Genomic DNA, 20,087 nt, shown 5'->3' with positions numbered 1-20,087 from the left:
GCATCATTGTTTTAGTGAATTCATTCCACAAACAACGTCAGTTGGCTAGGTTGACTCTACATTAAGAGTCATTTCTATTAATGCATGTCCTATGCCAACTTTTTTATTATGTCTATTTTGCCATAAATACAGCGTATAGCGATTAATTTGTCATAAATTACTGCTAACCTTCCTAGGGCTTTCGCATTTTGCGAATCGTTTTGCGAATTAAAATGCAATAATCGTAAGTTTTTTGCAAAAATACAAAAATAGACACTACATAAATTTATGTATTGATTACAATTAGTTCAGGGAAAGATAGCGTGGAGTGGCAATGGAAAGCGGAATAAAGCAAAGACAAGTCCTAATGGTCGAAGATACTGCATCGGTAGCGGCATTGTATAAATCTTATCTAAACCCATTAGGATTAAATGTCACGATTGTCGGAACAGGAAGGGATGCACTGAACTTCATGAAAGAGACAGTGCCTGAACTTATCCTACTAGATCTTCGTTTACCTGATATGACAGGTATGGAAGTACTTGAATCTGTACGCCTGAACCATAAGAATTTACCTGTTGTTATTATGACCGCTCACGGCTCCATTGATGTTGCGGTAGATGCGATGAGACACGGCGCCCAAGATTTTCTGATCAAACCCTGCGAAGCTGATCGTTTACGCATTACGGTGAATAATGCTTTAAAAGATAATAGTAAAAGTCAGCAATCATCTAAATCTAAACAAGGTGGAGCGCAATATCAGGGATTCATCGGTAATAGTATACCGATGCAAGCCGTATATCGTGTTATCGAATCTGCAGCGTCGAGTAAGGCGACTGTTTTTGTTACGGGTGAAAGTGGTACGGGTAAAGAAGTGTGTGCAGAAGCGATTCATGCAGCCAGCCCGCGTAATGATAAACCGTTTGTCGCATTAAATTGTGCCGCTATTCCTAAAGAACTCATTGAGAGTGAGTTATTTGGTCATGTTAAAGGTGCATTTACAGGTGCATCGACAGAGCGGCAAGGTGCTGTTGAAATGGCTCATAAAGGAACATTGTTTCTTGATGAACTTTGCGAAATGGATTTGGATTTGCAAAGCAAGTTGCTACGTTTTATTCAAACAGGAACATATCAAAAAGTAGGCTCTTCTAAAACGAGTACTGTTGATGTACGCTTTGTATGTGCTACAAATCGTAATCCGTGGATTGAAGTTCAAGAAGGGCGCTTCCGAGAAGATCTCTATTATCGCCTACATGTTATTCCTATTGCCTTGCCCCCACTGCGTGATCGTAGTGACGATATGATTGAAATAGCACATGCTTTATTGGCATTAATGTCTGTGGAAGAAGGAAAAAACTTTAGTCGTTTTTCTTCAGACGTTATTGATTTGTTTAAGTTCCATACTTGGCCGGGCAATGTTCGTGAATTACAAAACGTTATTCGTAATATTGTCGTTTTAAATTCTGGCGAAGAAGTGACTCTTCAAATGGTTCCACCGCCAATTAGTGAGATATCTGGCGCTGAAATTGCATCCCATCTAAGAATTGCCTCTGGAGTACAAAAAAGTACGATTGTACAGAAAGACATCTTACATACCGAACCCATTGAACGGACTGCAATTGAACCGCTTTGGGTTGTCGAAAAACGCGCAATACAAGCTGCTATTGATGCGTGTGATGGTAATGTTCCTCGTGCTGCAGGTTTGCTAGAAGTTAGCCCATCAACAATTTATAGAAAATTACAAGCCTGGCAAGATGCTGTAGGTAGTAATAGGGAGATCGATTAATTATGGCTATTAATATTAACCAAGAAACAATAAAGCGCCTAGCTGATGAAGTGGGTGACGAAACCGTTTCGATCTTGTTCAATGTATTTAGTGATGAACTAGAACAATATTTACGTCAATTATCCGATCAACCAACGATAACCCAAATTGGTGATATTAGTCATGCTGTAAAGAGCAGTGCTGCTAGTTTTGGTGCAGATGATCTCGCTCTAATGGCTCAAGAATGTGAATCGAGAGTAAAGCAAGAACAAGATCATTGGATAGTCGAACGTCTGCCTGAATTTAGGACGATGGTTGAAGAGACTGCGCATACATATAAGCAGTTAGCTGGTAATAATGATCTTATCAATAGCATGCTTTAATTTTTCTCTATCATGACGCCATTCATGATTATTAGATGCTAAGTCTTCGATTAGTTGCTCATATCGAGGTGCGAGCTCAGGTACCGGCTTATCAGTAATGACAGCATCAATATACTTGCCGTTCATTGCTCGCTCACACCAATGTAACATTGTCATTAGTGACATTTGCCCTGCAGGTCCATTTTCTTGATCTAAATTCGAGATGAAAACAATTTTGGCATTAGAATCTTTTAATGCACCTGCAATTTCTTTCAATAGCAGTGGTGGCATAATGCTGGTTAAAAAGCTGCCGGGACCTAGCAAAACAATATCGGCCTCATGAATAGCCGTTACTGTTTCTTTTGTCGCTGGTACTAATGGCTCAACATACAGACGTTGTGGTACGTCTGGCAGTTCATCGATACTGGTTTCACCACAAATGATTTCACCCGCTAGCGTCAAAGCAGATAAATCGGCAGGATGCTCAGACATGGGGATAATTTGTGTTTCAACTTTGAGCATATCGCGAATAAGGTTTATTGCTTCTAGAGGGCGCACTGATAGGTTATCGAGTGCGGTAAGCATTAAATTACCTAAGTTGTGACCATTTAACTCGCCATTACCCCTAAACCTGTATTCGAAGATCATTGAACCGACAGATGGCTCTGTAATCAATTGGTTGATACAATTTCTCATATCTCCCCATGCAATTCCGCCTTGGCAAGCACGAATTCGCCCAGTAGAGCCACCATTGTCTGTGGTTGTAACGATCCCAGTAACCTGAGAGCCGTAATCAGATAACGAAGAAAGTATACGACCTAAACCATGACCACCGCCAATAGCGACGATTTTTGTTTTTATTTTATTTTGCGTGTTTGTCATGTTCAATTTGCAAGCTTTCGTGATCTGTATTTACCCATGAGTGTATACAAGGCTGCAATATGAATACAAGACTTGGATTTTAATATGCTGTTTGTATCACGCTTAGTAAGCATTATTGTGCGAAGCTTAAGCGAGTATAAAACGCCTTCAATCATAAGGCGACAATACACAGCATATGGGAATGGCATTATTTGAAATGTCAACACGCCCTAATGTGATTCCAGCATCATACTCATGAGATAATCACACGTATCGAGACAGTTTGGTGTGTTGAGTAGTAGCTGCTTTTCACTTGCAGGTACAGGCAAAATCTCTAGCCAACGTTGGCATAACCAACTCAGATTATGAAATTCTTTGGTTCTGTGTAAATTATCTAATTCAGGGTATTTATCAAACATGATTCGTAACTTATCGGCCAACAATTGTTGGTTGTTACGTGCTTTTATTTCAGACCATTGTGGCAGTGTATGATACTCACCAAAGAAAACACCATTATCGTTTTGTTCTAACGACTTGATACGAAAGCTTTCGTGTCCATAAACCGTAACGATTAATGCGCCATCTTTTTTTGAAGTATCAAAATCTTCAACCGTTACACGTGTGCCAATATGAAAAAATTGGTGATTATGCTCACTCTGGTCAAACATACAAACGCCAAATCCATCTTCAGATGTTACTGCGACTTTGAATGCTTCAGTTTGCGGTCCTGGAGCTATCCTTATTGGCATTCTACCTGTTGGTAAAACATGACGTTTTTGAAAAAGTAGCGGTAGTAAATTCGTCATTGTCGGCTCCATTTACAAAGATTGATGTCTGATAAGGTAGACACTGCAAATGTGATGCCGATATTTCAATACCGCTATTCCTTTAGCTTTATACCTTGGTAGCAAGCAATATAGGGTACATTTTTTTGTATATTGCAAATAACGAGTTTATCCAAAGTGCAAAATGCAAAGCACTTTACTTTTGATTAGCAATAATACGTAGTGCATTGTCACTGGGTAGCAGTTCTAAATGCCCTTGGTCGTTAAAATACCAGCCTTTGATAATCCCTTTGCTTGCCATGTCGTTGAAGCCATCAATAACACTTTGCGCTTGTTGATAGGATGCTTTTACATCAAGACCATCTTCTCGCTGCAGATAGAGCGCTATATCGTCAATGGTTGCAGATTCAATAATATTGGACATAATACCCCCAGAATTAGTAAGAAATATAAAGAATATTCCCTTTAGTAGTATTGTCGCGATCAGCACCAAAAGGTAGAATATGGCAATATTTTTTCAGTAACTTGTCAATAAGGCATTTTATCTGATACTTTTATAATTAGATTAGCTGTTATGTTGATTGCTTTTTAATGAATCAGTTTGCATAGCTGCCATAACTCCGAGCTTTGGTCACTACGTTTTCTGCTTTTCTTAAATCCAGAATATATGTGTTCAGAGCCAGTGACATACTGTCACCAGGGTCAATTTAGAAATGAATCGGCCTCCCGTATTTGGAAAGGTGTTCCATGGCGCAACAATTAGGTAATGATCTTCAGTTTGAAGATCGCTTTCATCGCAAGTTTTATTACTTGCGACTATCAGTCACAGATGTCTGTAATTTTAAATGTACTTACTGCCTGCCTGATGGCTATAAGCCGACAGAAAAAAAGAAACCTTCTTTTCTTACATTAGATGAGATTGAGCGCGTAACAAGGGCTTTTGCTGAATGTGGAACGTCAAAAGTACGTATCACGGGTGGTGAACCTAGTTTACGTCGTGATTATACGGATATTATCCGTACTGTTGCGGCTCAGCCCGGCATAACTAAAGTGGCTACCACCACGAATGGTTATCGTATGGAGAAGAGTGTCAAAGAGTGGCGAGAGGCAGGTCTTACTCATATTAATGTGAGTGTGGATAGCCTAGATCCTAAGATGTTCTATCAAATCACCGGTGAAAATATGTTTCATAAGGTGATGTCTGGGATCGATGCGGCATTTGACGCAGGTTTTGAACAAGTCAAAATCAATACGGTATTGCTAAAAAACCAGAATTCACAAGAGCTACCTAAGTTTCTAGCATGGATTAAAACGCGTCCAATTCAGCTACGCTTTATTGAATTGATGCAGACTGGCGAAATGGATTTGTTATTCCAGAAGCATCATGTATCTGGTGTAAGCATTCGTAATCATCTTATTGCTAACGGTTGGCTCTTAAAGATCAATGGCAAAAATGATGGCCCAGCACAAGTCTTTTGTCATCCCGATTATATGGGTGAGATTGGACTCATCATGCCTTATGAAAAAGATTTCTGCCAAAGTTGTAACCGCTTACGTGTTTCAGCTCAAGGCAAACTTCACCTGTGCTTATTTGGTGATCATGGGGTAAAACTTCGTGATTTACTGTCGGCAGATGAGCAGCGAACAGAACTCATTAGTCGTATTCAAGGTGGATTAAAGGAAAAAGCAGTTAGCCATTTCCTTGATGCCGGCAATACTGGTATGACACCTAATCTTGCTTCTATCGGCGGTTGATTCTTCAGCTCACTCTGTAAGGTGTTAGTTGTATAACACCTTACAGTGCATTTGAATCACGAAGAATGAAGCCTTACTTATGAATACATTTAGGCATGCCGGATCATTTTTTCATGCCTCTTTATGGAAAAAATATTGATGAATCAACTAACACATATCAATGCTTCTGGTGAAGCAAACATGGTCGATGTGTCAGCTAAAGCTGAAACAGTACGTGAAGCACGTGCTGAAGCATTTGTACATATGGCACCAGAAACTTTGGAACTGATTGTATCGGGTCATAATCGCAAAGGTGATGTGTTTGCTACAGCGCGTATTGCCGGTATTCAAGCGGCTAAAAAGACGTGGGATCTAATACCGCTTTGCCATCCGCTTTTGTTGTCAAAAGTAGAAGTACAGCTTGAAGCAATGCCTGCAACTAATGAAAATGAAACCAATATGGTACGCATTGAATCTTGTTGTAAACTTGCAGGTAAAACGGGCGTTGAAATGGAAGCATTAACAGCTGCCTCAGTCGCTGCATTAACCATTTATGATATGTGTAAAGCTGTTCAGAAAGATATGGTTATTAGTCAAGTTCGTTTGCTAGAGAAAACGGGTGGGAAGTCAGGCCACTTTAAGGTAGAAGCATGATTAATGTACTTTTCTTTGCCCAAGTTAAAGAGTTAGTTGGTGTTGATCGTTTAGAGGTTAATGCTGAGTATGCAACGGCAGAGATGCTGCGTGCACATTTAACTGAACGTGGTGATAAATGGCAACTAGCGCTTGAGTCGGGTAAGTTATTGGTTGCGATTAACCAAACAATTTGTCATTTAGACTCTGAAATTAAAGATGGTGATGAAGTCGCTTTCTTCCCGCCAGTAACGGGAGGCTAACAATGATTTCGGTTCAGTTTGATGATTTTTCTGTTGCTGAAGAATATGCGCTTTTATCGGCAGGAACAGATGCTGGTGCAGTGGTAACCTTTATTGGTAAAGTGCGTGACTTTAATCAAGGTGATGATGTGACAGGGCTATCGCTCGAGCATTATCCTGGTATGACAGAGAAGTCATTAGAAGAAATCGTAGTACAAGCACGCGAGCGCTGGCCATTATTAAAAACACGTGTGATTCACCGTGTTGGAGACTTGGGGTTAGGCGATCAGATTGTATTTGTCGGTGTAACAAGTGCACACCGTGGTGCTGCATTTGAAGCGTGTGAATTCATCATGGATTTTCTTAAAACCCGAGCGCCTTTTTGGAAGAAAGAGCAAACGAGCAACGAAACTCGTTGGGTCGATGCTAGAGATACCGACACTTCTGCTGCAGATCGTTGGCATAAAAAATAACCTAATAAGGATTGTTAGGTAGGTCAAAAAAAGGAGCGAATAGCTCCTTTTTTAATGGCTGAAACAATGATGTGAAAGGTTTATCACATCACTCCCAATATTACCTCTATATCCTCTTATGAAGTGTACTGATTGGATATTCCTCTTTTTTATAATTTATATTTAGCTATCGCTAGGTTGTTTTTCATACCGCTAATGGTTATTTGCGTTGTCTGCGTTTAGATAAAGTCAATTTATGGCTTGGCTTTACTTGGTTTAATTACTCACCATTACTTCAAATTAATATTAAATTCGAATGCTTTCTGTGGTTAGTATATTTATTTGTTATTGTTAATATTATTTTCAAAGGAATGTAGAGTTGATTACTAATAAATATTTGAGTGCTTTTTGACCTCTTTTTTGGCTTTTTTGTTTTTTCTTAATGTTTTTTTATCTTTTTTTCTCTGTTGTTATTCCTTTTAATTATTATAATTTATAAAATACCCAATATGATTGGTGGAATTATTATTCTTGATAAATTCAATTTTATGGGGTTTTGGTGGGTTTTATTTAAAAATATTGATTAATTACTCATATATCGTGCTTTTTTGTTATGTTGTTTTCTTTGTTGATTGTTTCTGTAATGTTAATTTTGCGGGGTTTTACCGTGTTGCGGTGTTTTTTTGTTACTGCTAAGTTCTCTGCAGCTCAGGAAGAGTTAAATAATTATAAGTTATTACAGGAACGTAGAATGAAAAAGACATTATTAGCAGTAGCAATCCCAACATTTTTATTAGCTAATTCAGCTATGGCAGCTGAAATTATTAAGACAGAAGACGGTACCGTTGATTTTTATGGTCAGCTTCGTACGGAAGTTAAAAAGTTAGAAGATAAAGACGTTACATTAAATGCGGGCTCTTCTCGTACTGGTGTTGACGCTCGATATAAATTAACAGACACAACGGATGTGTATGGTAAAGTTGAATTTGGTCTGAATTATAAAGCGGATGGTTCAGATTATTCTATGAATAACCGTCTGCATTATATTGGTATTGATTCTGAATTTGGTAAAATTTCATTTGGCCGTCAATGGGTAGTATCAGATGAAGTTTACGGTGCTGATTACTCATATTTCTTTGGTGGTTCAGCGCTTCGTTACGCCACGCTTTCTGGTGCTCGTCATGATTCATTAATTAAATATAATTTTGATGGCGAAAACTTCTGGGTTGCGGCGAACTACGGTCTATCTGAAGATGACAGTAACCAAGAACTGGCTGAACTCTATGTAGGTACAAGTGTTGGTGGCTTTAACTTGCATGCTGGTGGTGGTCAAAACCGCGATAAGTCACACAAAATTGGCACAGAAACCGTAACTCCAGAAGTTTCTCTGCCAGCTTTTACTCAAGAGAAAGAAATTACTGCTGATATCGAAAATATCTATTTTGAAGGTACAGTAGAATATACCGTTGGGGCAGCACTCATTGGCTTTACTTATTACAACGCAGAGCTGTCAGATAAAAATTCTAACCTTTCGATTGATGAAAATGGCTACAGTTTAGCGGGAACATATAGCTGGGCTGATAATGCAACTGCGTATGCTGGCTATGAATATACAGAACAGTCGGCAGATGGTGTTGAAGATCAAGATGGTACATTGGTTTATGTTGGCTCTGATTACAACGTGAATAGCTGGTTCCGTGTTTATGCTGAGTACGGTTACGGCGACGGTACAACATTGGGTTATTCGAATAAAGGATCTGATTCATTTATTGGTACAACTGAAGTAGATAGTGAAAGTTCATTTGCACTAGGTGCACGTGTTTACTGGTAATAAATGAGTACACTGATATATCCCTGCTTTTTTTACCCGGCTCTTGTAGCCGGGTTTTTTATATCTATACCCAAGCTACCTCAATTCTCGTTGAAACGAGCATCTTGAGGTAGCTTGGGTATATCACATCCAACCATCTGATCTACATCATTTAATTAAACATCTCATCAGGTGAATATAGAGAGGCTATGATGATTTGTGAGTATTAAGGAGCTAGACACCCTAACAATAAGCTAGGGAGTGGCTTAGAGGTACGGGGCATAAGTATAGAATAACGGTAATGGTGTAGCTTAGCGGGAGTGAGACATCTTTTTGAACGTGGTTTGTTGTTCAAATTTAGCGAGCTGTAAGTAACAGTTCCTTTCTGCAGCATTTAATTCCATCATTAAAGCGTCTATATCAGCCTGCTGCTGTATTAATAATTGTTGGCGGTGTTTTATTGCATTTAACATCTCTTGTTGTTGTTTCTTATTACTCTTATTTGAATCGTAAAATTCAAAGAGTTCACTAATATCAATAAGGCTAAAACCTAAACGTTTTCCTCGTAAAGTTAGCTTTAAACGAGCGCGATCTTGCTTTGAATATACGCGAGCTTTACCTTTACGTGTAGGCGTGAGTAAACCGCGGTCTTCATAAAAACGAATGCTTCTTAGCGTAATATCAAATTCGTCAGCAAGCTGAGAAATCGAGAAAGTATCCTTACTTTCCATTTTCATTATCCTTACTCTCTATCTATCGGCGTATCATTTCACAACTAGGGTCTAATACCAATACTATTCTTCGTGAAATTGGTCGCTAGTTTTATACCATCCTACATAAGTATTTGATCATTTTTGCTGGTTAAAATAACTCATAACGTCGTTATGAATTTTGTAATTAGAGCCACTAGTTATCTGCAATCCACGCCTAGTTATAAGCGATTTTTCCTGCGCAACATTATGATCAACTACTTACCTAGAATAGTATTAGAGGGGTAAGAGTGAGAAATAAAAATTATTTTCGAGTAAAAAAATAGCCCCTATATAGGAGCTATTATTTTATTGATTTCATAGCATAATTTAGCTATTAATCACTTTTTTTATTGTACTGTGGACGGTGTGCCGGTGGCACGTAGCCATGTCGAACACGGGTAGGACTAGGACGAGCGAGACAAGCTGCTGGTTTTGCTGATGCCATACTAAACTCACAAATGCTAACAGAACGGAAACGGAAGTATCGGCAAGATCAAGCTTGATTACTGAAATCTAATTAATCATCCCGATATGAAGATAGTAGCGCTATTGCGGATCGATAGGTATAGGAAGTTCATTAAAAAACAGCGTTGTGAAATCTTAATCTATCAGTGTTTTTTTTATACGTTTTTGTTATTAAAATACGTGCTTCAGCCACGCGAAAAAGGCAGATATTACGCTTTTATAATTTCTATTTTCACTGCTATCAAAGACCAGCTCAGGCGCATACTTAAATTATGTGCCATATTTATTGAGTGTTCTGGTAAAAATATGAATTTTTATCTATCTGGTCTTATTTAACAGCGGAGAGTTATATGAAACACAGACGTGTAGGCAGCAAGAAGATTAAGCAGATGATGGATGATTTGGGCATTTCAGATAATGCAAAATCAGATGATGATCAACAGCTTTTATTAGAGCAAAGACAGCAATCTGTTAGTGACGATAAGCAAATTACCCAGTTTGATAGTGAAAACAAGTAAATTCCCTTATTTCACTTGTGACCACATTTTTAATAAGCGCCTTAAAAAGGGCGCTTTTTTATGCCTTAAGGTCATAGTTTTACTTTTATGTTATTGACTCTACTGTCAGATGTTGTCTTTGTGAGCATATTATGCTGATTATTTATTCATTTTGGTGTTTTTATTATTCAAATTGGCACTTTCATTAGCTTTATTGGCGGATTTTCCTCTACGGAGTGGTTTTTTTAATAGATATATCTAACCGTTTGTTTTTGTCTGGTCATTTGTTCTGCATAAAGTACCAATATTAAGAATTATCTAACTTTTTGTAATGGTTTTGTGGCAAATTGCTTCAATTCCTGTTAATGTTTTGACCAATTCTTCGGTTTGCTATGCATTGTTTAGGACTAACAGTGCATGGGTTGCAAATTATTATGCCAGCTGAAGAAAGCCATGGATGCTAAGAATTATGTATTGGAGTTATGCATGTATAAGAACAAAATCACTCAAGCACTATTAATCAGTGCGGGCCTAACGGTTGCAGCCACTTCTTTTTCTACAATTGCTGCTGAAGTACCTGAAGGCGTAAAACTATCTGCAACACAAGAGCTTGTTCGTGGTAACGGCACTGAAGTCGCCTCTCTTGATCCCCATAAAACTGAAGGTGTTCCAGAGTCGCATGTTATCCGTGACCTACTTGAAGGTTTGGTTAACCAAGATGCAGACGGTAATACTGTTCCAGGCGTCGCTGAAAGTTGGGAAACGACCGATAATAAAACATTTATCTTCCACCTACGCAAAGATGCTAAGTGGTCAAATGGCGATCCAGTAACAGCAGAAGATTTTGCATACAGCTTTAAGCGCGCAGCTGATCCAGCAACGGCATCACCTTACTCATGGTATATCGAAATGACGACCATGAAGAATGCTGCTGAAATCATCGCGGGTAAAGCTGATAAAGAAACATTAGGTGTAACCGCTGTTGATGCGAATACACTAAAAATTGAGCTTAACGAAGCGGTTCCTTATTTTGTGAAAATGATGGGCCACACAACAGTAAAGCCTGTTAACAAAAGAGTGGTTGAAAAGTTTGGTAACGATTGGACTAAACCAGAAAACTTCGTGGGTAACGGCGCATTTGTTCTTGATAAGTGGGTTGTTAACGAACGCATCGTATTAAAGCGTAATACTCAATACTGGGATGATAAGAAAACGGTTATTAACCAAGTCACTTATTTACCAATTGAAAACCAAGTTTCTGAAATGAATCGCTTCTTAGCAGGCGAGATCGACATTACTAACGAACTACCGAATGAACACTTCCGTCGCTTACAAAAAGAGCACGCTGAAGACGTTTCTATTACTGGTAACCTTTGTTCGTACTACTACGGCTTTAATAACGATAAAGCACCATTCAATGATGTTCGTGTTCGTAAAGCGCTTTCTTACGCAATCGATCGTGACATTATTACTAAAGCGTTATTAGGCCAAGGCCAAAAGCCTGGTTACTTCTTAACACCAGAAATCACAGCTAACTTTAACCCTGTTACGCCTGAGTACGGTAAATTAAGCCAGAAAGAGCGTAATGAAGAGGCGAAAGCACTTCTTGCTGAAGCTGGTTTTGATAGCAGCAACCCACTAGAATTTACTCTGCTTTATAACACATCAGAAAACCACAAGAAGCTAGCCGTTGCTATTGCCTCTATGTGGAAGAAGAGCCTAGGTGTAACAGCTAAGCTTGAAAACCAAGAGTGGAAAACATACTTGGATAACCGCCGTCAGGGTAACTTTGACGTAACACGTGCGGGCTGGTGTGGTGACTACAATGAAGCATCAAGCTTCTTGTCATTAATGCAAAGCAACAACAGTTCTAACGATCCAAAATATAACAGCAAAGCTTATGATGGCATTATGGCTAAAGCATTGAGTTCAACGTCTGATGTTGAACGTGAGAAGCTTTACGCTGAAGCTGAAAAGCAACTTGCTGAAGATATGCCGATCGCACCTATCTACCAATACGTTAAGGCGCGTCTTGTAAGCACTAAAGTTGGTGGTTACGCGTCAAACAACGCAGAAGACAAATTGTTCACTAAAGACATGTACATCATTGCTGACAAATAAACAGCAAGATATATAACGCTATAAACGCTGCACCTAAAGGTTTGGGTGTAGCGCTTTTTCTGTCACAGCTATAAAAATAAACGGTAGAGTTTATGATTAAATTCATCGCAAAACGGATTTTTGAAGCCATCCCTACGTTATTGGTACTTATTACCATTTCGTTTTTCCTGATGCGCTTTGCACCAGGCAACCCCTTTTCAAGCGAACGTCCATTACCGCCCGAAGTAATGGCAAACATTGAAGCCAAATATGGGCTAGATAAACCAGTTTCAGAGCAATACATCACCTACCTTGGAAATATTCTTCAAGGTGATTTCGGTCCTTCATTTAAATATAAAGATTTCACGGTAAATGAACTGGTTGTTAAAGCGTTACCAGTATCAGCAAAGATTGGTTTCTTTGCATTTATCTTTGCTTTGGTGATGGGGGTAACCGTCGGAACCATTGCAGCGTTGAAACACAATACTTGGATTGATTACACTATCATGTCGACAGCCATGGCCGGGGTTGTAATGCCCTCGTTTATATTGGCTCCCATTCTTATCTATATATTCTCAATCAATCTTGGTTGGTTGCCTGCGGGTGGCTGGCAAGACGGTTCAATGAAATTTGTGTTACTGCCTATGTTTGGTATGTCACTGCTATATGTTGCTACATTTGCGCGTATTACACGTGCAAGTATGATTGAAACACTGAATAGTAACTTTATTCGTACAGCACGTGCGAAGGGCTTAAGTTACCCGTATATCATTATTAAGCATGCGCTAAAACCTGCATTATTGCCTGTTGTTTCTTATATGGGACCTGCTTTCGTCGGTATTATCACGGGTTCTGTGGTTATTGAAACGATATTCGGTCTGCCAGGAATCGGCAAACTCTTTGTAAACGCAGCCTTCAACCGTGATTACTCGTTGGTTTTAGGTATTACAATTCTTATTGGTACGCTAACGATCATCTTCAATGCTGTTGTTGATATCTTACTTGCGTATATCGATCCGAAAATTCGTTACTAGAGGCCAGACAGATGATGCTAACTAAAAAAGAAAATGTAGAAGCTGTCGAAGCGTTTTCAGAAAAACTGGAAATTGAAGGTCGCAGTTTATGGCAAGATGCTCGAACACGTTTTAAACGAAATAAAGCGGCAATGGTGAGTTTAGCGATTTTAACGCTAATCGCGATAGCTGTGATTTTTGGTCCAATGCTGAGTCACTATGCTTATGATGATACTGACTGGTATTCATTACATGCCGCACCAAGCTATGGTGCTGAAGGTCACTTCTTTGGTACTGATAGCCTAGGTCGAGACTTGTTTACCCGTACGCTTATTGGTGGGCGTATCTCACTAATGGTTGGTGTGTTAGGTGCGCTAGTTGCGGTTGTTATTGGTACACTTTACGGTGCCACTTCTGGTTTCATCGGTGGCCGTACTGACCGTGTAATGATGCGTATTCTTGAGATTCTTTATTCGATCCCATTCATGTTCTTCGTGATCGTCTTGGTGACGTTTTTCGGTCGAAATATCATGCTGATCTTTGTTGCGATTGGTGCGATTTCTTGGCTTGATATGGCACGTATTGTACGAGGACAAACCTTGTCACTTCGTGGAAAAGAGTTTATTGAAGCTGCGCATGTATCAGGTGTAAGCCGTTGGAGAATAATTACACGCCACATCGTGCCGAACGTATTAGGTATTGTTGCTGTGTATTCAACACTGCTTGTGCCATCCATGATTCTGACTGAATCTTTCCTTAGCTTCCTAGGCTTAGGTGTTCAAGAACCAATGACGAGTTGGGGCGCACTACTTCAAGAAGGTTCACAAACAATGGAAGTTGCTTTGTGGCAGTTGATGTACCCTGCGGCATTCATGGTGGTAACCCTGTTCTGCTTTAACTATGTGGGTGACGGTTTACGTGACGCACTAGATCCAAAAGACAGATAAGAATCAGTGATACTTAACTCAGTGCTGTTAATGGTGACATTCTCACGCAATGGGCTTAGTTAGGTATACAAGTATAAGGAAGTAATGATGAGCTTATTAGATGTCAAAGATCTACGCGTAGAATTTACAACACAAGACGGTATTGTCACCGCGGTAAATGATCTTAATTTTTCTCTAAATCTAGGTGAAACTCTAGGTATTGTGGGTGAGTCGGGTTCAGGCAAAAGCCAAACCGTATTTGCCATTATGGGGCTACTAGCTAAAAACGGTATTATTAGCGGTAGTGCTAAATTTGAAGGTAATGAAATTCTCAATTTGCCAGAGAAAGAACTGAATAAAGTTCGAGCTGAGCAAATTGCGATGATTTTCCAAGATCCAATGACGTCACTTAACCCGTATATGAAAGTAAGCGATCAGCTTATGGAAGTATTAATGCTGCACAAAGGCATGGGTAAGAAAGAGGCGTTTGAAGAAAGTGTTCGCATGTTAGATGCGGTTAAAATTCCAGAAGCTCGTCAGCGTATTACTATGTACCCGCACGAATTTTCGGGTGGTATGCGTCAACGAGTTATGATTGCGATGGCGTTATTATGTCGCCCTAAGTTGTTGATTGCCGACGAACCAACCACCGCGTTAGACGTAACCGTTCAAGCACAGATCATGGAAATGCTGAATGATCTGAAAAAAGACTTTAACACGTCGATCATTATGATCACCCACGATCTTGGTGTCGTGGCTGGTAGCTGTGACAAAGTACTGGTGATGTATGCAGGTCGTACGATGGAATATGGCAAAATCAATGAGATTTTCTATAAGCCAGCGCACCCATATACCGAAGGTTTGCTACGTGCAATTCCACGTTTAGATACAGAAGGTGAAGAATTACCGACGATTCCTGGTAACCCACCAAACTTATTGCGTTTGCCTGTTGGTTGTCCTTATCAAGAGCGTTGTCACCGTGTATCGAGCCGTTGTAAGCAAGAAGCGCCAGATTTGAAAGCGTTTTCTGACGGTCGTTTACGTGCTTGTTTTTCTGACTTGGGGACGTGGTAATGAATGCACAAAAAAATCTATTGTTAGATATTAAAGATTTAAAAGTTCACTTTAACATCGCCGCTAAATCAGGATGGCCTTGGACTAAACCATTAAAGCTTAAAGCAGTCGATGGGGTTGATATCCGTTTGTATGAAGGTGAAACACTCGGTGTTGTTGGTGAATCAGGTTGTGGTAAATCAACATTTGCACGTGCCGTTATTGGTTTGGTTGAAGCTACAGATGGCAATGTTGTTTGGCTTGGTCAAGATTTAACAAAATTAAACCATTCAAATATGCGTGAAAAACGTAAAGAAATTCAAATGATTTTCCAAGACCCACTGGCTTCATTGAATCCTCGAATGACCGTTGGCGAAATCATTGCGGAACCATTAAAAGCGTTCTACCCAGATTTACATGATGATGACGTGAAAGAACAAGTTAAAGTAATGATGACCAAGGTGGGTTTATTGCCTAACGTGATCAACCGTTACCCTCATGAGTTTTCTGGCGGACAGTGTCAGCGTATTGGTATTGCGCGTGCATTGGTATTAAAGCCTAAAATGATTATCTGTGATGAACCCGTTTCTGCGCTTGATGTATCGATTCAAGCACAAGTTGTGAACTTACTAAAAGCGCTGCAAAAAGAAATGGGCTTAAGCTTAATCTTTATTGCGCATGATTTGTCGGTAGTGAAACATATTTCTGACCGTGTATTGGTGATGTATTTAGGCAATGCGGTTGAAATGGGTGAAAGTGATGCACTATTTGCTAATCCAAAGCATCCATATACCAAAGCATTAATGTCTGCTGTACCTATTCCTGATCCTGAATTGGAAAAGAATAAAGTAATTCAATTGCTAGAAGGCGAGCTCCCTTCTCCTATCAATCCGCCATCAGGTTGTGTATTCCGTACGCGTTGCCCAATTGCCTCTGATGAGTGTGCGAAAACAAAGCCAGACTTACAAGGCGGTGATGTTCATGCCGTATCTTGTTTAAAAGCTTACTAGTTCAAGCCTGTGACAGGCTTTAGGCGCGGTGTCAAAACCGCGCTTTTTTTATGTCAAAAAAATGTCATATGTCATTAATATATAAATGGTTAATTAATATTTATGCATATTGATAATTAAATAAATAACAGTTACATTTTGGTATCAAATACAAACAAGGATTGTTTATATGCGTTCACTTTCTGTGCAATGGAAGATCACGCTGATGGCAGGAGTAGGGATACTACTTACAGTATTCGTATTAACTGGGCTGTCATTTTATTTCTCAAGTCAAAACCAGCAACTTGTTAGTGAGCAAACGTTCACATCCTTGCGTAATCAATCTGAAGCGCTCGTAAAAATACAATCGGAACGTCAGGCTATATATGTTCAACAGTATATGGATGAAGCCACTTATAGGGCTGAAATGTTGGCGCAAAGCGTTTTGTTTTTAAAGTTCAATGCTGAAGAGAATTATACAAATAGTGCAGAACTTCGAGGTTCAATTAATGAATTATTGCGTCGTTCGGTCAATAATTTCCCTAATATCTATAGTGCATTTGTGGTATTTGAACCTAATGCGCTAGACGGTGAAGACAATAATTATCATGATGCTAGTTATGTAGGTGCCAATAGTACGGGGCGTTTTGCACCCTACTGGTCAAAGTCATTAAACCAGCAAGCCGTTCAACGTGTATTTACTGAAGAGCAAATTGTTAATACTAGTTTGAATACAGCAGGGCGTGCAGATAATGATATTTTTTCATGCAGTGCACTTTCTCAAAATACCTGTGTGATGAACCCTACTTTTTCAAGTGAAGAATCGGGACGTCATCTTATTAGTTCAATAACCACGCCTTTGATTGTTGATGGTAAATCTATCGGTATTATGGGAATCGATATTAAATTGAATACCCTTCAGCCCGTTATTAACGAAGTCGATAACAATCTATTTAATGGTATCGGTAAAGTTAGTCTATTAAGTAACGACGGTACGGTTGTAGCGTGGGACCAAGATGAAAGTCGATTAGGGGATAGGTATACACCGCAAGATGGATTGCCCGAAACGTTACCCACTTGGTTAAGCAATGGTAATGATTTTATTGGCTGGAGTAATAACCAACAATGGTTATTAGCTTATACACCCGTCATGCTGGGTAATACCACATGGGGCATTATAGTCCAACTTCCTGCAGAGCAAGTATTAGAAGAAGCAATAGCATTAGATAGCGCGATTCAAGCCCAGCGTTCAGCATCATCAAAGATTCAAATTATCGCGAGTGTTCTGATCGGCGGTTTTGGTATTTTAGTGGTGTTATTTGCGGCATCACGATTAGTTGCACCGATTAAACAAGTTGTCGAAAGCCTAAAAGAAATAGCATCTGGTGAAGGTGATTTAACGCAACGTATCGCTGTTACTCAACAAGACGAAGTTGGGGAGTTGGCAACTTGGTTTAATCGATTCCTTGATAAGCTGCAAAATACCATTGGTCAGGTTGTTGTGACGGTTGAAGAGGTGAGTAAAACAGCAGGTGAAGCCGCTTATGTTGCCAGCAAGACTCGTGATGGAAGTGAATCACAATTTAAAGAAGTTGATATGGTTGCAACGGCATCAGAAGAAATGACCCAAACATCAGCACAAGTGGTTGATCACACAGAAACAGCAGTCGACGCTGCAAAAAAAGCAGATAGTGCTGCGCAACAAGGGCAGCAAGTCATACAGTTATCAGCAGGCTTAATGGCAAGTCTTGTTAATCGTATGGATAGTGCGGTTCCTATTGCTAAAGAGCTAGAAAGCAATAGCGAGAATATTAATGAGATATTAAAGGTGATTGAAGGTATTTCTGAGCAGACTAATTTATTAGCATTAAATGCCGCGATAGAAGCTGCGCGTGCAGGAGACCAAGGGCGAGGCTTTGCCGTTGTGGCTGATGAAGTACGTTTGCTAGCCAGCCGAACAAAAGATTCTGTTAGGCAAATTCATACAGTAATTGACGATTTGCAACAAGGCACGCGCAGTGTTGTTTGTGCAATTGAAGAAGGAAACCAACTCGCAGGTGATACGGCCGAGCAGGTAAGTAAAGCGGTTGATAGTTTAAGCCAAATTACGGAATCAGTTGGTGCCATTCAAGCCATGAATGAACAGATAATGCGGGCTGCAGAAGAGCAGCAAGCTGTTTCTGGCGAAGTGAACCGTAATGTGTCTAATATTCGCGAGCTAAGTGAGGGCATCTTAACGCATGCCGAAAGCTCTGCAGATATAGGGCAGCGTTTAACGGAGATTTCAGAGCGACAGAAAGCGCTCGCGAGTCAATTTAAAGTGTAGGTATTGTTGTTGGTATATTTACCGTCTTCACCAAAGCGTCAGCCTAGCTGGCGTTTTTTATTGCTCAATAATAAAGAGCACCAAACATTTTTGTTTGGTGCGGAAATTGAACAATTATTGAAGATTAGTCAACGGGATACCAATAACCCATATTGATAAGTTGTGTCAGCATTGCTAAAAACGCAGGATGATCAAGCTGTTTCCCAAGTAAAGGCAAACTGACTTGTTCTTCATCACATAGGCATTTAGCGGCTTCTGAACATTCTTCTGGTAGTTCAAACTTGTCACCATTAATGTAAAGAACATTGGGTTGTTCTGGATGGTAAAAAGCCCGTAAGCCACCTAAACGTTTGAACTCTTCACCATCTTCTAAAAACTGATAGGTTTCATTTTTTTGCCAAGGCGGCTCTGATGAAATGATATCAAGTTCATGACGACTGTGGCTTAGATGTTCACCCATCCATTGTTTCATTAAATCAGGGTGATCCAACAAGCTTCGCATCATTGCTTCAAGATCATTACATTCCGCTGCTAAGATTGCTCCGCTATTTTGACGCGCAGGAATTGAAGGGTTGTGGTAATGCACATCTCCAATATCGTTAGAAATAATGAAATCAGCAAAGCTACTTAATAATTCTTGCTTCTTTGGTGAGCGAAAGCCAACAGAAAAGCTCATGGATGTTTCTATCGCGTAACCGTCGTGCGGAAATCCTGGCGGAATATATAAAATATCACCAGGTTCCATTACTTCGTCAATGATTGGCTCAAATCCTTTGATTTGACGAAGCGCAGGGTGGCGTAATTCTTCTTCGTAATCATCTTTTTTAGGGCCCACTCGCCAATGTCGTTTGCCCGAACCTTGAGTAATGAATACATCATATTGGTCAATATGTGGGCCAACACCGCCGCCCGGTGTTGAATAACTGATCATCAAATCATCAAATAACCAGTTTGGTAATTGACGAAATGGTGTAACTAAGCGGGCTGCACCTTCATGCCAATGATTCGCAGCTTGAACAATGAATGACCAGTGATCTTCTGGTGTATTATCAAAGGATAAAGGACCATGACGAACATCCCATTCTTCGCCGTTTCTTGCGACATAACGGGAATCGACGTCTTCTTCCATTGCTAATCCTGCAAGTTCATCAGGGCTGATTGGGTCGACGAAATCTTTAAAACCACCTTTTATGACAACAGGTTTTTTCTGCCAAAACTCGGCAAGAAATTCTTCAAATGAGAATGTGAACTGGTACATGTTCAAACTATTAATTATTGAGCTTAGTGCCGATTATAGCGCAAAGCGCACCATGCTAGATAAAAAATCATTTAATGGCGGATAT

General features: G+C 39.8%; 19 protein-coding genes and 1 riboswitch. Of the genes, 14 read left to right on the top strand and 5 right to left on the bottom strand.

The window, feature by feature from the left end:
- The first annotated feature begins 313 nt into the window (after window positions 1-313).
- A complete protein-coding gene (luxO, locus tag C9J12_RS00715) occupies window positions 314-1,765 on the top strand; it encodes a quorum-sensing sigma-54 dependent transcriptional regulator LuxO (protein ID WP_193944630.1) in 1,452 nt (483 codons plus the stop codon).
- Window positions 1,766-1,767: 2 nt separating this feature from the next.
- Window positions 1,768-2,127, top strand: coding sequence for an Hpt domain-containing protein (locus C9J12_RS00710; protein WP_107240960.1), 360 nt, complete (start codon window positions 1,768-1,770; stop codon window positions 2,125-2,127).
- On the opposite strand, the gene yvcK is transcribed toward C9J12_RS00710, so the two are convergent.
- The 3 genes from yvcK to C9J12_RS00695 all read right to left on the bottom strand — a co-directional run bounded on the left by yvcK (window position 2,089) and on the right by C9J12_RS00695 (window position 4,176).
- A complete protein-coding gene (yvcK, locus tag C9J12_RS00705) occupies window positions 2,089-2,988 on the bottom strand; it encodes a uridine diphosphate-N-acetylglucosamine-binding protein YvcK (protein ID WP_107240959.1) in 900 nt (299 codons plus the stop codon). The genes C9J12_RS00710 and yvcK overlap by 39 nt on opposite strands.
- 209 nt (window positions 2,989-3,197) lie before the next feature.
- On the bottom strand, window positions 3,198-3,773 hold the full coding sequence (locus C9J12_RS00700; RefSeq protein ID WP_107240958.1) for an LON peptidase substrate-binding domain-containing protein: 576 nt from the start codon (window positions 3,771-3,773) through the stop codon (window positions 3,198-3,200).
- Between the two features lie 175 nt (window positions 3,774-3,948).
- Window positions 3,949-4,176, bottom strand: coding sequence for a hypothetical protein (locus C9J12_RS00695; RefSeq protein ID WP_107240957.1), 228 nt, complete (start codon window positions 4,174-4,176; stop codon window positions 3,949-3,951).
- A gap of 182 nt (window positions 4,177-4,358) precedes the next feature.
- Window positions 4,359-4,512, top strand: a riboswitch (molybdenum cofactor riboswitch).
- Here C9J12_RS00695 and moaA point away from each other — a divergent pair.
- The 5 genes from moaA to C9J12_RS00670 all read left to right on the top strand — a co-directional run bounded on the left by moaA (window position 4,500) and on the right by C9J12_RS00670 (window position 8,644).
- The gene (gene moaA, locus C9J12_RS00690) at window positions 4,500-5,507 is read left to right on the top strand and encodes a GTP 3',8-cyclase MoaA (RefSeq protein WP_107240956.1); all 1,008 of its coding nucleotides are present in this window, start codon (window positions 4,500-4,502) and stop codon (window positions 5,505-5,507) included. It overlaps the preceding riboswitch by 13 nt.
- A 138-nt stretch (window positions 5,508-5,645) precedes the next feature.
- Window positions 5,646-6,140 carry a cyclic pyranopterin monophosphate synthase MoaC gene (gene moaC, locus C9J12_RS00685; RefSeq protein WP_006231192.1) on the top strand — a complete coding sequence of 165 codons (495 nt, stop codon included), beginning with the start codon at window positions 5,646-5,648 and terminating at the stop codon, window positions 6,138-6,140.
- Window positions 6,137-6,382: a molybdopterin synthase sulfur carrier subunit gene (gene moaD / locus C9J12_RS00680; RefSeq protein WP_107240955.1), complete on the top strand. Its 246-nt coding sequence runs from the start codon at window positions 6,137-6,139 to the stop codon at window positions 6,380-6,382. Before moaC ends, moaD begins: the two co-directional genes overlap by 4 nt.
- Before the next feature lie 2 nt (window positions 6,383-6,384).
- The gene (moaE, locus tag C9J12_RS00675; RefSeq protein WP_107240954.1) at window positions 6,385-6,834 is read left to right on the top strand and encodes a molybdopterin synthase catalytic subunit MoaE; all 450 of its coding nucleotides are present in this window, start codon (window positions 6,385-6,387) and stop codon (window positions 6,832-6,834) included.
- 730 nt (window positions 6,835-7,564) lie between these two features.
- On the top strand, window positions 7,565-8,644 hold the full coding sequence (locus C9J12_RS00670) for a porin (RefSeq protein WP_107240953.1): 1,080 nt from the start codon (window positions 7,565-7,567) through the stop codon (window positions 8,642-8,644).
- Between the two features lie 290 nt (window positions 8,645-8,934).
- Here C9J12_RS00670 and C9J12_RS00665 read toward each other — a convergent pair whose 3' ends face one another.
- Window positions 8,935-9,354 carry a MerR family transcriptional regulator gene (locus C9J12_RS00665; protein WP_193944629.1) on the bottom strand — a complete coding sequence of 140 codons (420 nt, stop codon included), beginning with the start codon at window positions 9,352-9,354 and terminating at the stop codon, window positions 8,935-8,937.
- An 836-nt stretch (window positions 9,355-10,190) separates the two neighbouring features.
- On the opposite strand from C9J12_RS00665, the gene C9J12_RS30575 reads away from it, so the two are divergent.
- The 7 genes from C9J12_RS30575 to C9J12_RS00630 all read left to right on the top strand — a co-directional run bounded on the left by C9J12_RS30575 (window position 10,191) and on the right by C9J12_RS00630 (window position 18,744).
- The gene (locus tag C9J12_RS30575; RefSeq protein ID WP_170111692.1) at window positions 10,191-10,358 is read left to right on the top strand and encodes a hypothetical protein; all 168 of its coding nucleotides are present in this window, start codon (window positions 10,191-10,193) and stop codon (window positions 10,356-10,358) included.
- A gap of 465 nt (window positions 10,359-10,823) precedes the next feature.
- The gene (locus C9J12_RS00655; RefSeq protein ID WP_107240950.1) at window positions 10,824-12,458 is read left to right on the top strand and encodes an ABC transporter substrate-binding protein; all 1,635 of its coding nucleotides are present in this window, start codon (window positions 10,824-10,826) and stop codon (window positions 12,456-12,458) included.
- Between the two features lie 92 nt (window positions 12,459-12,550).
- On the top strand, window positions 12,551-13,471 hold the full coding sequence (oppB, locus tag C9J12_RS00650; protein ID WP_011217875.1) for an oligopeptide ABC transporter permease OppB: 921 nt from the start codon (window positions 12,551-12,553) through the stop codon (window positions 13,469-13,471).
- 14 nt (window positions 13,472-13,485) lie between these two features.
- Window positions 13,486-14,397, top strand: a complete 912-nt coding sequence (gene oppC / locus C9J12_RS00645) for an oligopeptide ABC transporter permease OppC (protein WP_107241208.1) — start codon at window positions 13,486-13,488, stop codon at window positions 14,395-14,397.
- Window positions 14,398-14,484: 87 nt separating this feature from the next.
- Window positions 14,485-15,450: an ABC transporter ATP-binding protein gene (oppD, locus tag C9J12_RS00640; RefSeq protein WP_006231262.1), complete on the top strand. Its 966-nt coding sequence runs from the start codon at window positions 14,485-14,487 to the stop codon at window positions 15,448-15,450.
- Entirely contained in the window at window positions 15,450-16,439 is a 990-nt protein-coding gene (oppF, locus tag C9J12_RS00635) for a murein tripeptide/oligopeptide ABC transporter ATP binding protein OppF (protein ID WP_107240949.1), read from the top strand. Before oppD ends, oppF begins: the two co-directional genes overlap by 1 nt.
- Window positions 16,440-16,608: 169 nt before the next feature.
- Complete coding sequence (locus C9J12_RS00630) at window positions 16,609-18,744, top strand: methyl-accepting chemotaxis protein (protein WP_107240948.1); 2,136 nt, start codon at window positions 16,609-16,611, stop codon at window positions 18,742-18,744.
- A gap of 124 nt (window positions 18,745-18,868) precedes the next feature.
- Here the strand turns inward: C9J12_RS00630 and C9J12_RS00625 are convergent, their stop codons facing one another.
- On the bottom strand, window positions 18,869-20,002 hold the full coding sequence (locus C9J12_RS00625; protein WP_107240947.1) for a ribosomal protein uL16 3-hydroxylase: 1,134 nt from the start codon (window positions 20,000-20,002) through the stop codon (window positions 18,869-18,871).
- Window positions 20,003-20,087 lie beyond the last annotated feature (85 nt).

It is taken from the genome of Photobacterium frigidiphilum (genome assembly GCF_003025615.1).
Lineage (GTDB): Bacteria > Pseudomonadota > Gammaproteobacteria > Enterobacterales > Vibrionaceae > Photobacterium > Photobacterium frigidiphilum.
The sequence above is the reverse complement of the archived record's forward strand: the minus strand, read 5'-3'. Positions and strand labels throughout refer to the sequence as shown.

Excerpts from the sequence above, each read along its gene's own strand:
- moaA (WP_107240956.1), top strand. The coding sequence starts at position 4,500 with ATGGCGCAACAATTAGGTAATGATCTTCAGTTTGAAGATCGCTTTCAT.
- oppD (WP_006231262.1), top strand. The coding sequence starts at position 14,485 with ATGAGCTTATTAGATGTCAAAGATCTACGCGTAGAATTTACAACACAA.
- yvcK (WP_107240959.1), bottom strand. The coding sequence starts at position 2,988 with ATGACAAACACGCAAAATAAAATAAAAACAAAAATCGTCGCTATTGGC.
- oppC (WP_107241208.1), top strand. The coding sequence starts at position 13,486 with ATGCTAACTAAAAAAGAAAATGTAGAAGCTGTCGAAGCGTTTTCAGAA.
- moaE (WP_107240954.1), top strand. The coding sequence starts at position 6,385 with ATGATTTCGGTTCAGTTTGATGATTTTTCTGTTGCTGAAGAATATGCG.
- C9J12_RS00630 (WP_107240948.1), top strand. The coding sequence starts at position 16,609 with ATGCGTTCACTTTCTGTGCAATGGAAGATCACGCTGATGGCAGGAGTA.
- moaC (WP_006231192.1), top strand. The coding sequence starts at position 5,646 with ATGAATCAACTAACACATATCAATGCTTCTGGTGAAGCAAACATGGTC.
- luxO (WP_193944630.1), top strand. The coding sequence starts at position 314 with ATGGAAAGCGGAATAAAGCAAAGACAAGTCCTAATGGTCGAAGATACT.
- C9J12_RS00695 (WP_107240957.1), bottom strand. The coding sequence starts at position 4,176 with ATGTCCAATATTATTGAATCTGCAACCATTGACGATATAGCGCTCTAT.
- C9J12_RS00700 (WP_107240958.1), bottom strand. The coding sequence starts at position 3,773 with ATGACGAATTTACTACCGCTACTTTTTCAAAAACGTCATGTTTTACCA.
- C9J12_RS30575 (WP_170111692.1), top strand. The coding sequence starts at position 10,191 with ATGAAACACAGACGTGTAGGCAGCAAGAAGATTAAGCAGATGATGGAT.
- C9J12_RS00665 (WP_193944629.1), bottom strand. The coding sequence starts at position 9,354 with ATGGAAAGTAAGGATACTTTCTCGATTTCTCAGCTTGCTGACGAATTT.
- C9J12_RS00625 (WP_107240947.1), bottom strand. The coding sequence starts at position 20,002 with ATGTACCAGTTCACATTCTCATTTGAAGAATTTCTTGCCGAGTTTTGG.
- moaD (WP_107240955.1), top strand. The coding sequence starts at position 6,137 with ATGATTAATGTACTTTTCTTTGCCCAAGTTAAAGAGTTAGTTGGTGTT.
- C9J12_RS00655 (WP_107240950.1), top strand. The coding sequence starts at position 10,824 with ATGTATAAGAACAAAATCACTCAAGCACTATTAATCAGTGCGGGCCTA.
- C9J12_RS00670 (WP_107240953.1), top strand. The coding sequence starts at position 7,565 with ATGAAAAAGACATTATTAGCAGTAGCAATCCCAACATTTTTATTAGCT.
- oppF (WP_107240949.1), top strand. The coding sequence starts at position 15,450 with ATGAATGCACAAAAAAATCTATTGTTAGATATTAAAGATTTAAAAGTT.
- C9J12_RS00710 (WP_107240960.1), top strand. The coding sequence starts at position 1,768 with ATGGCTATTAATATTAACCAAGAAACAATAAAGCGCCTAGCTGATGAA.
- oppB (WP_011217875.1), top strand. The coding sequence starts at position 12,551 with ATGATTAAATTCATCGCAAAACGGATTTTTGAAGCCATCCCTACGTTA.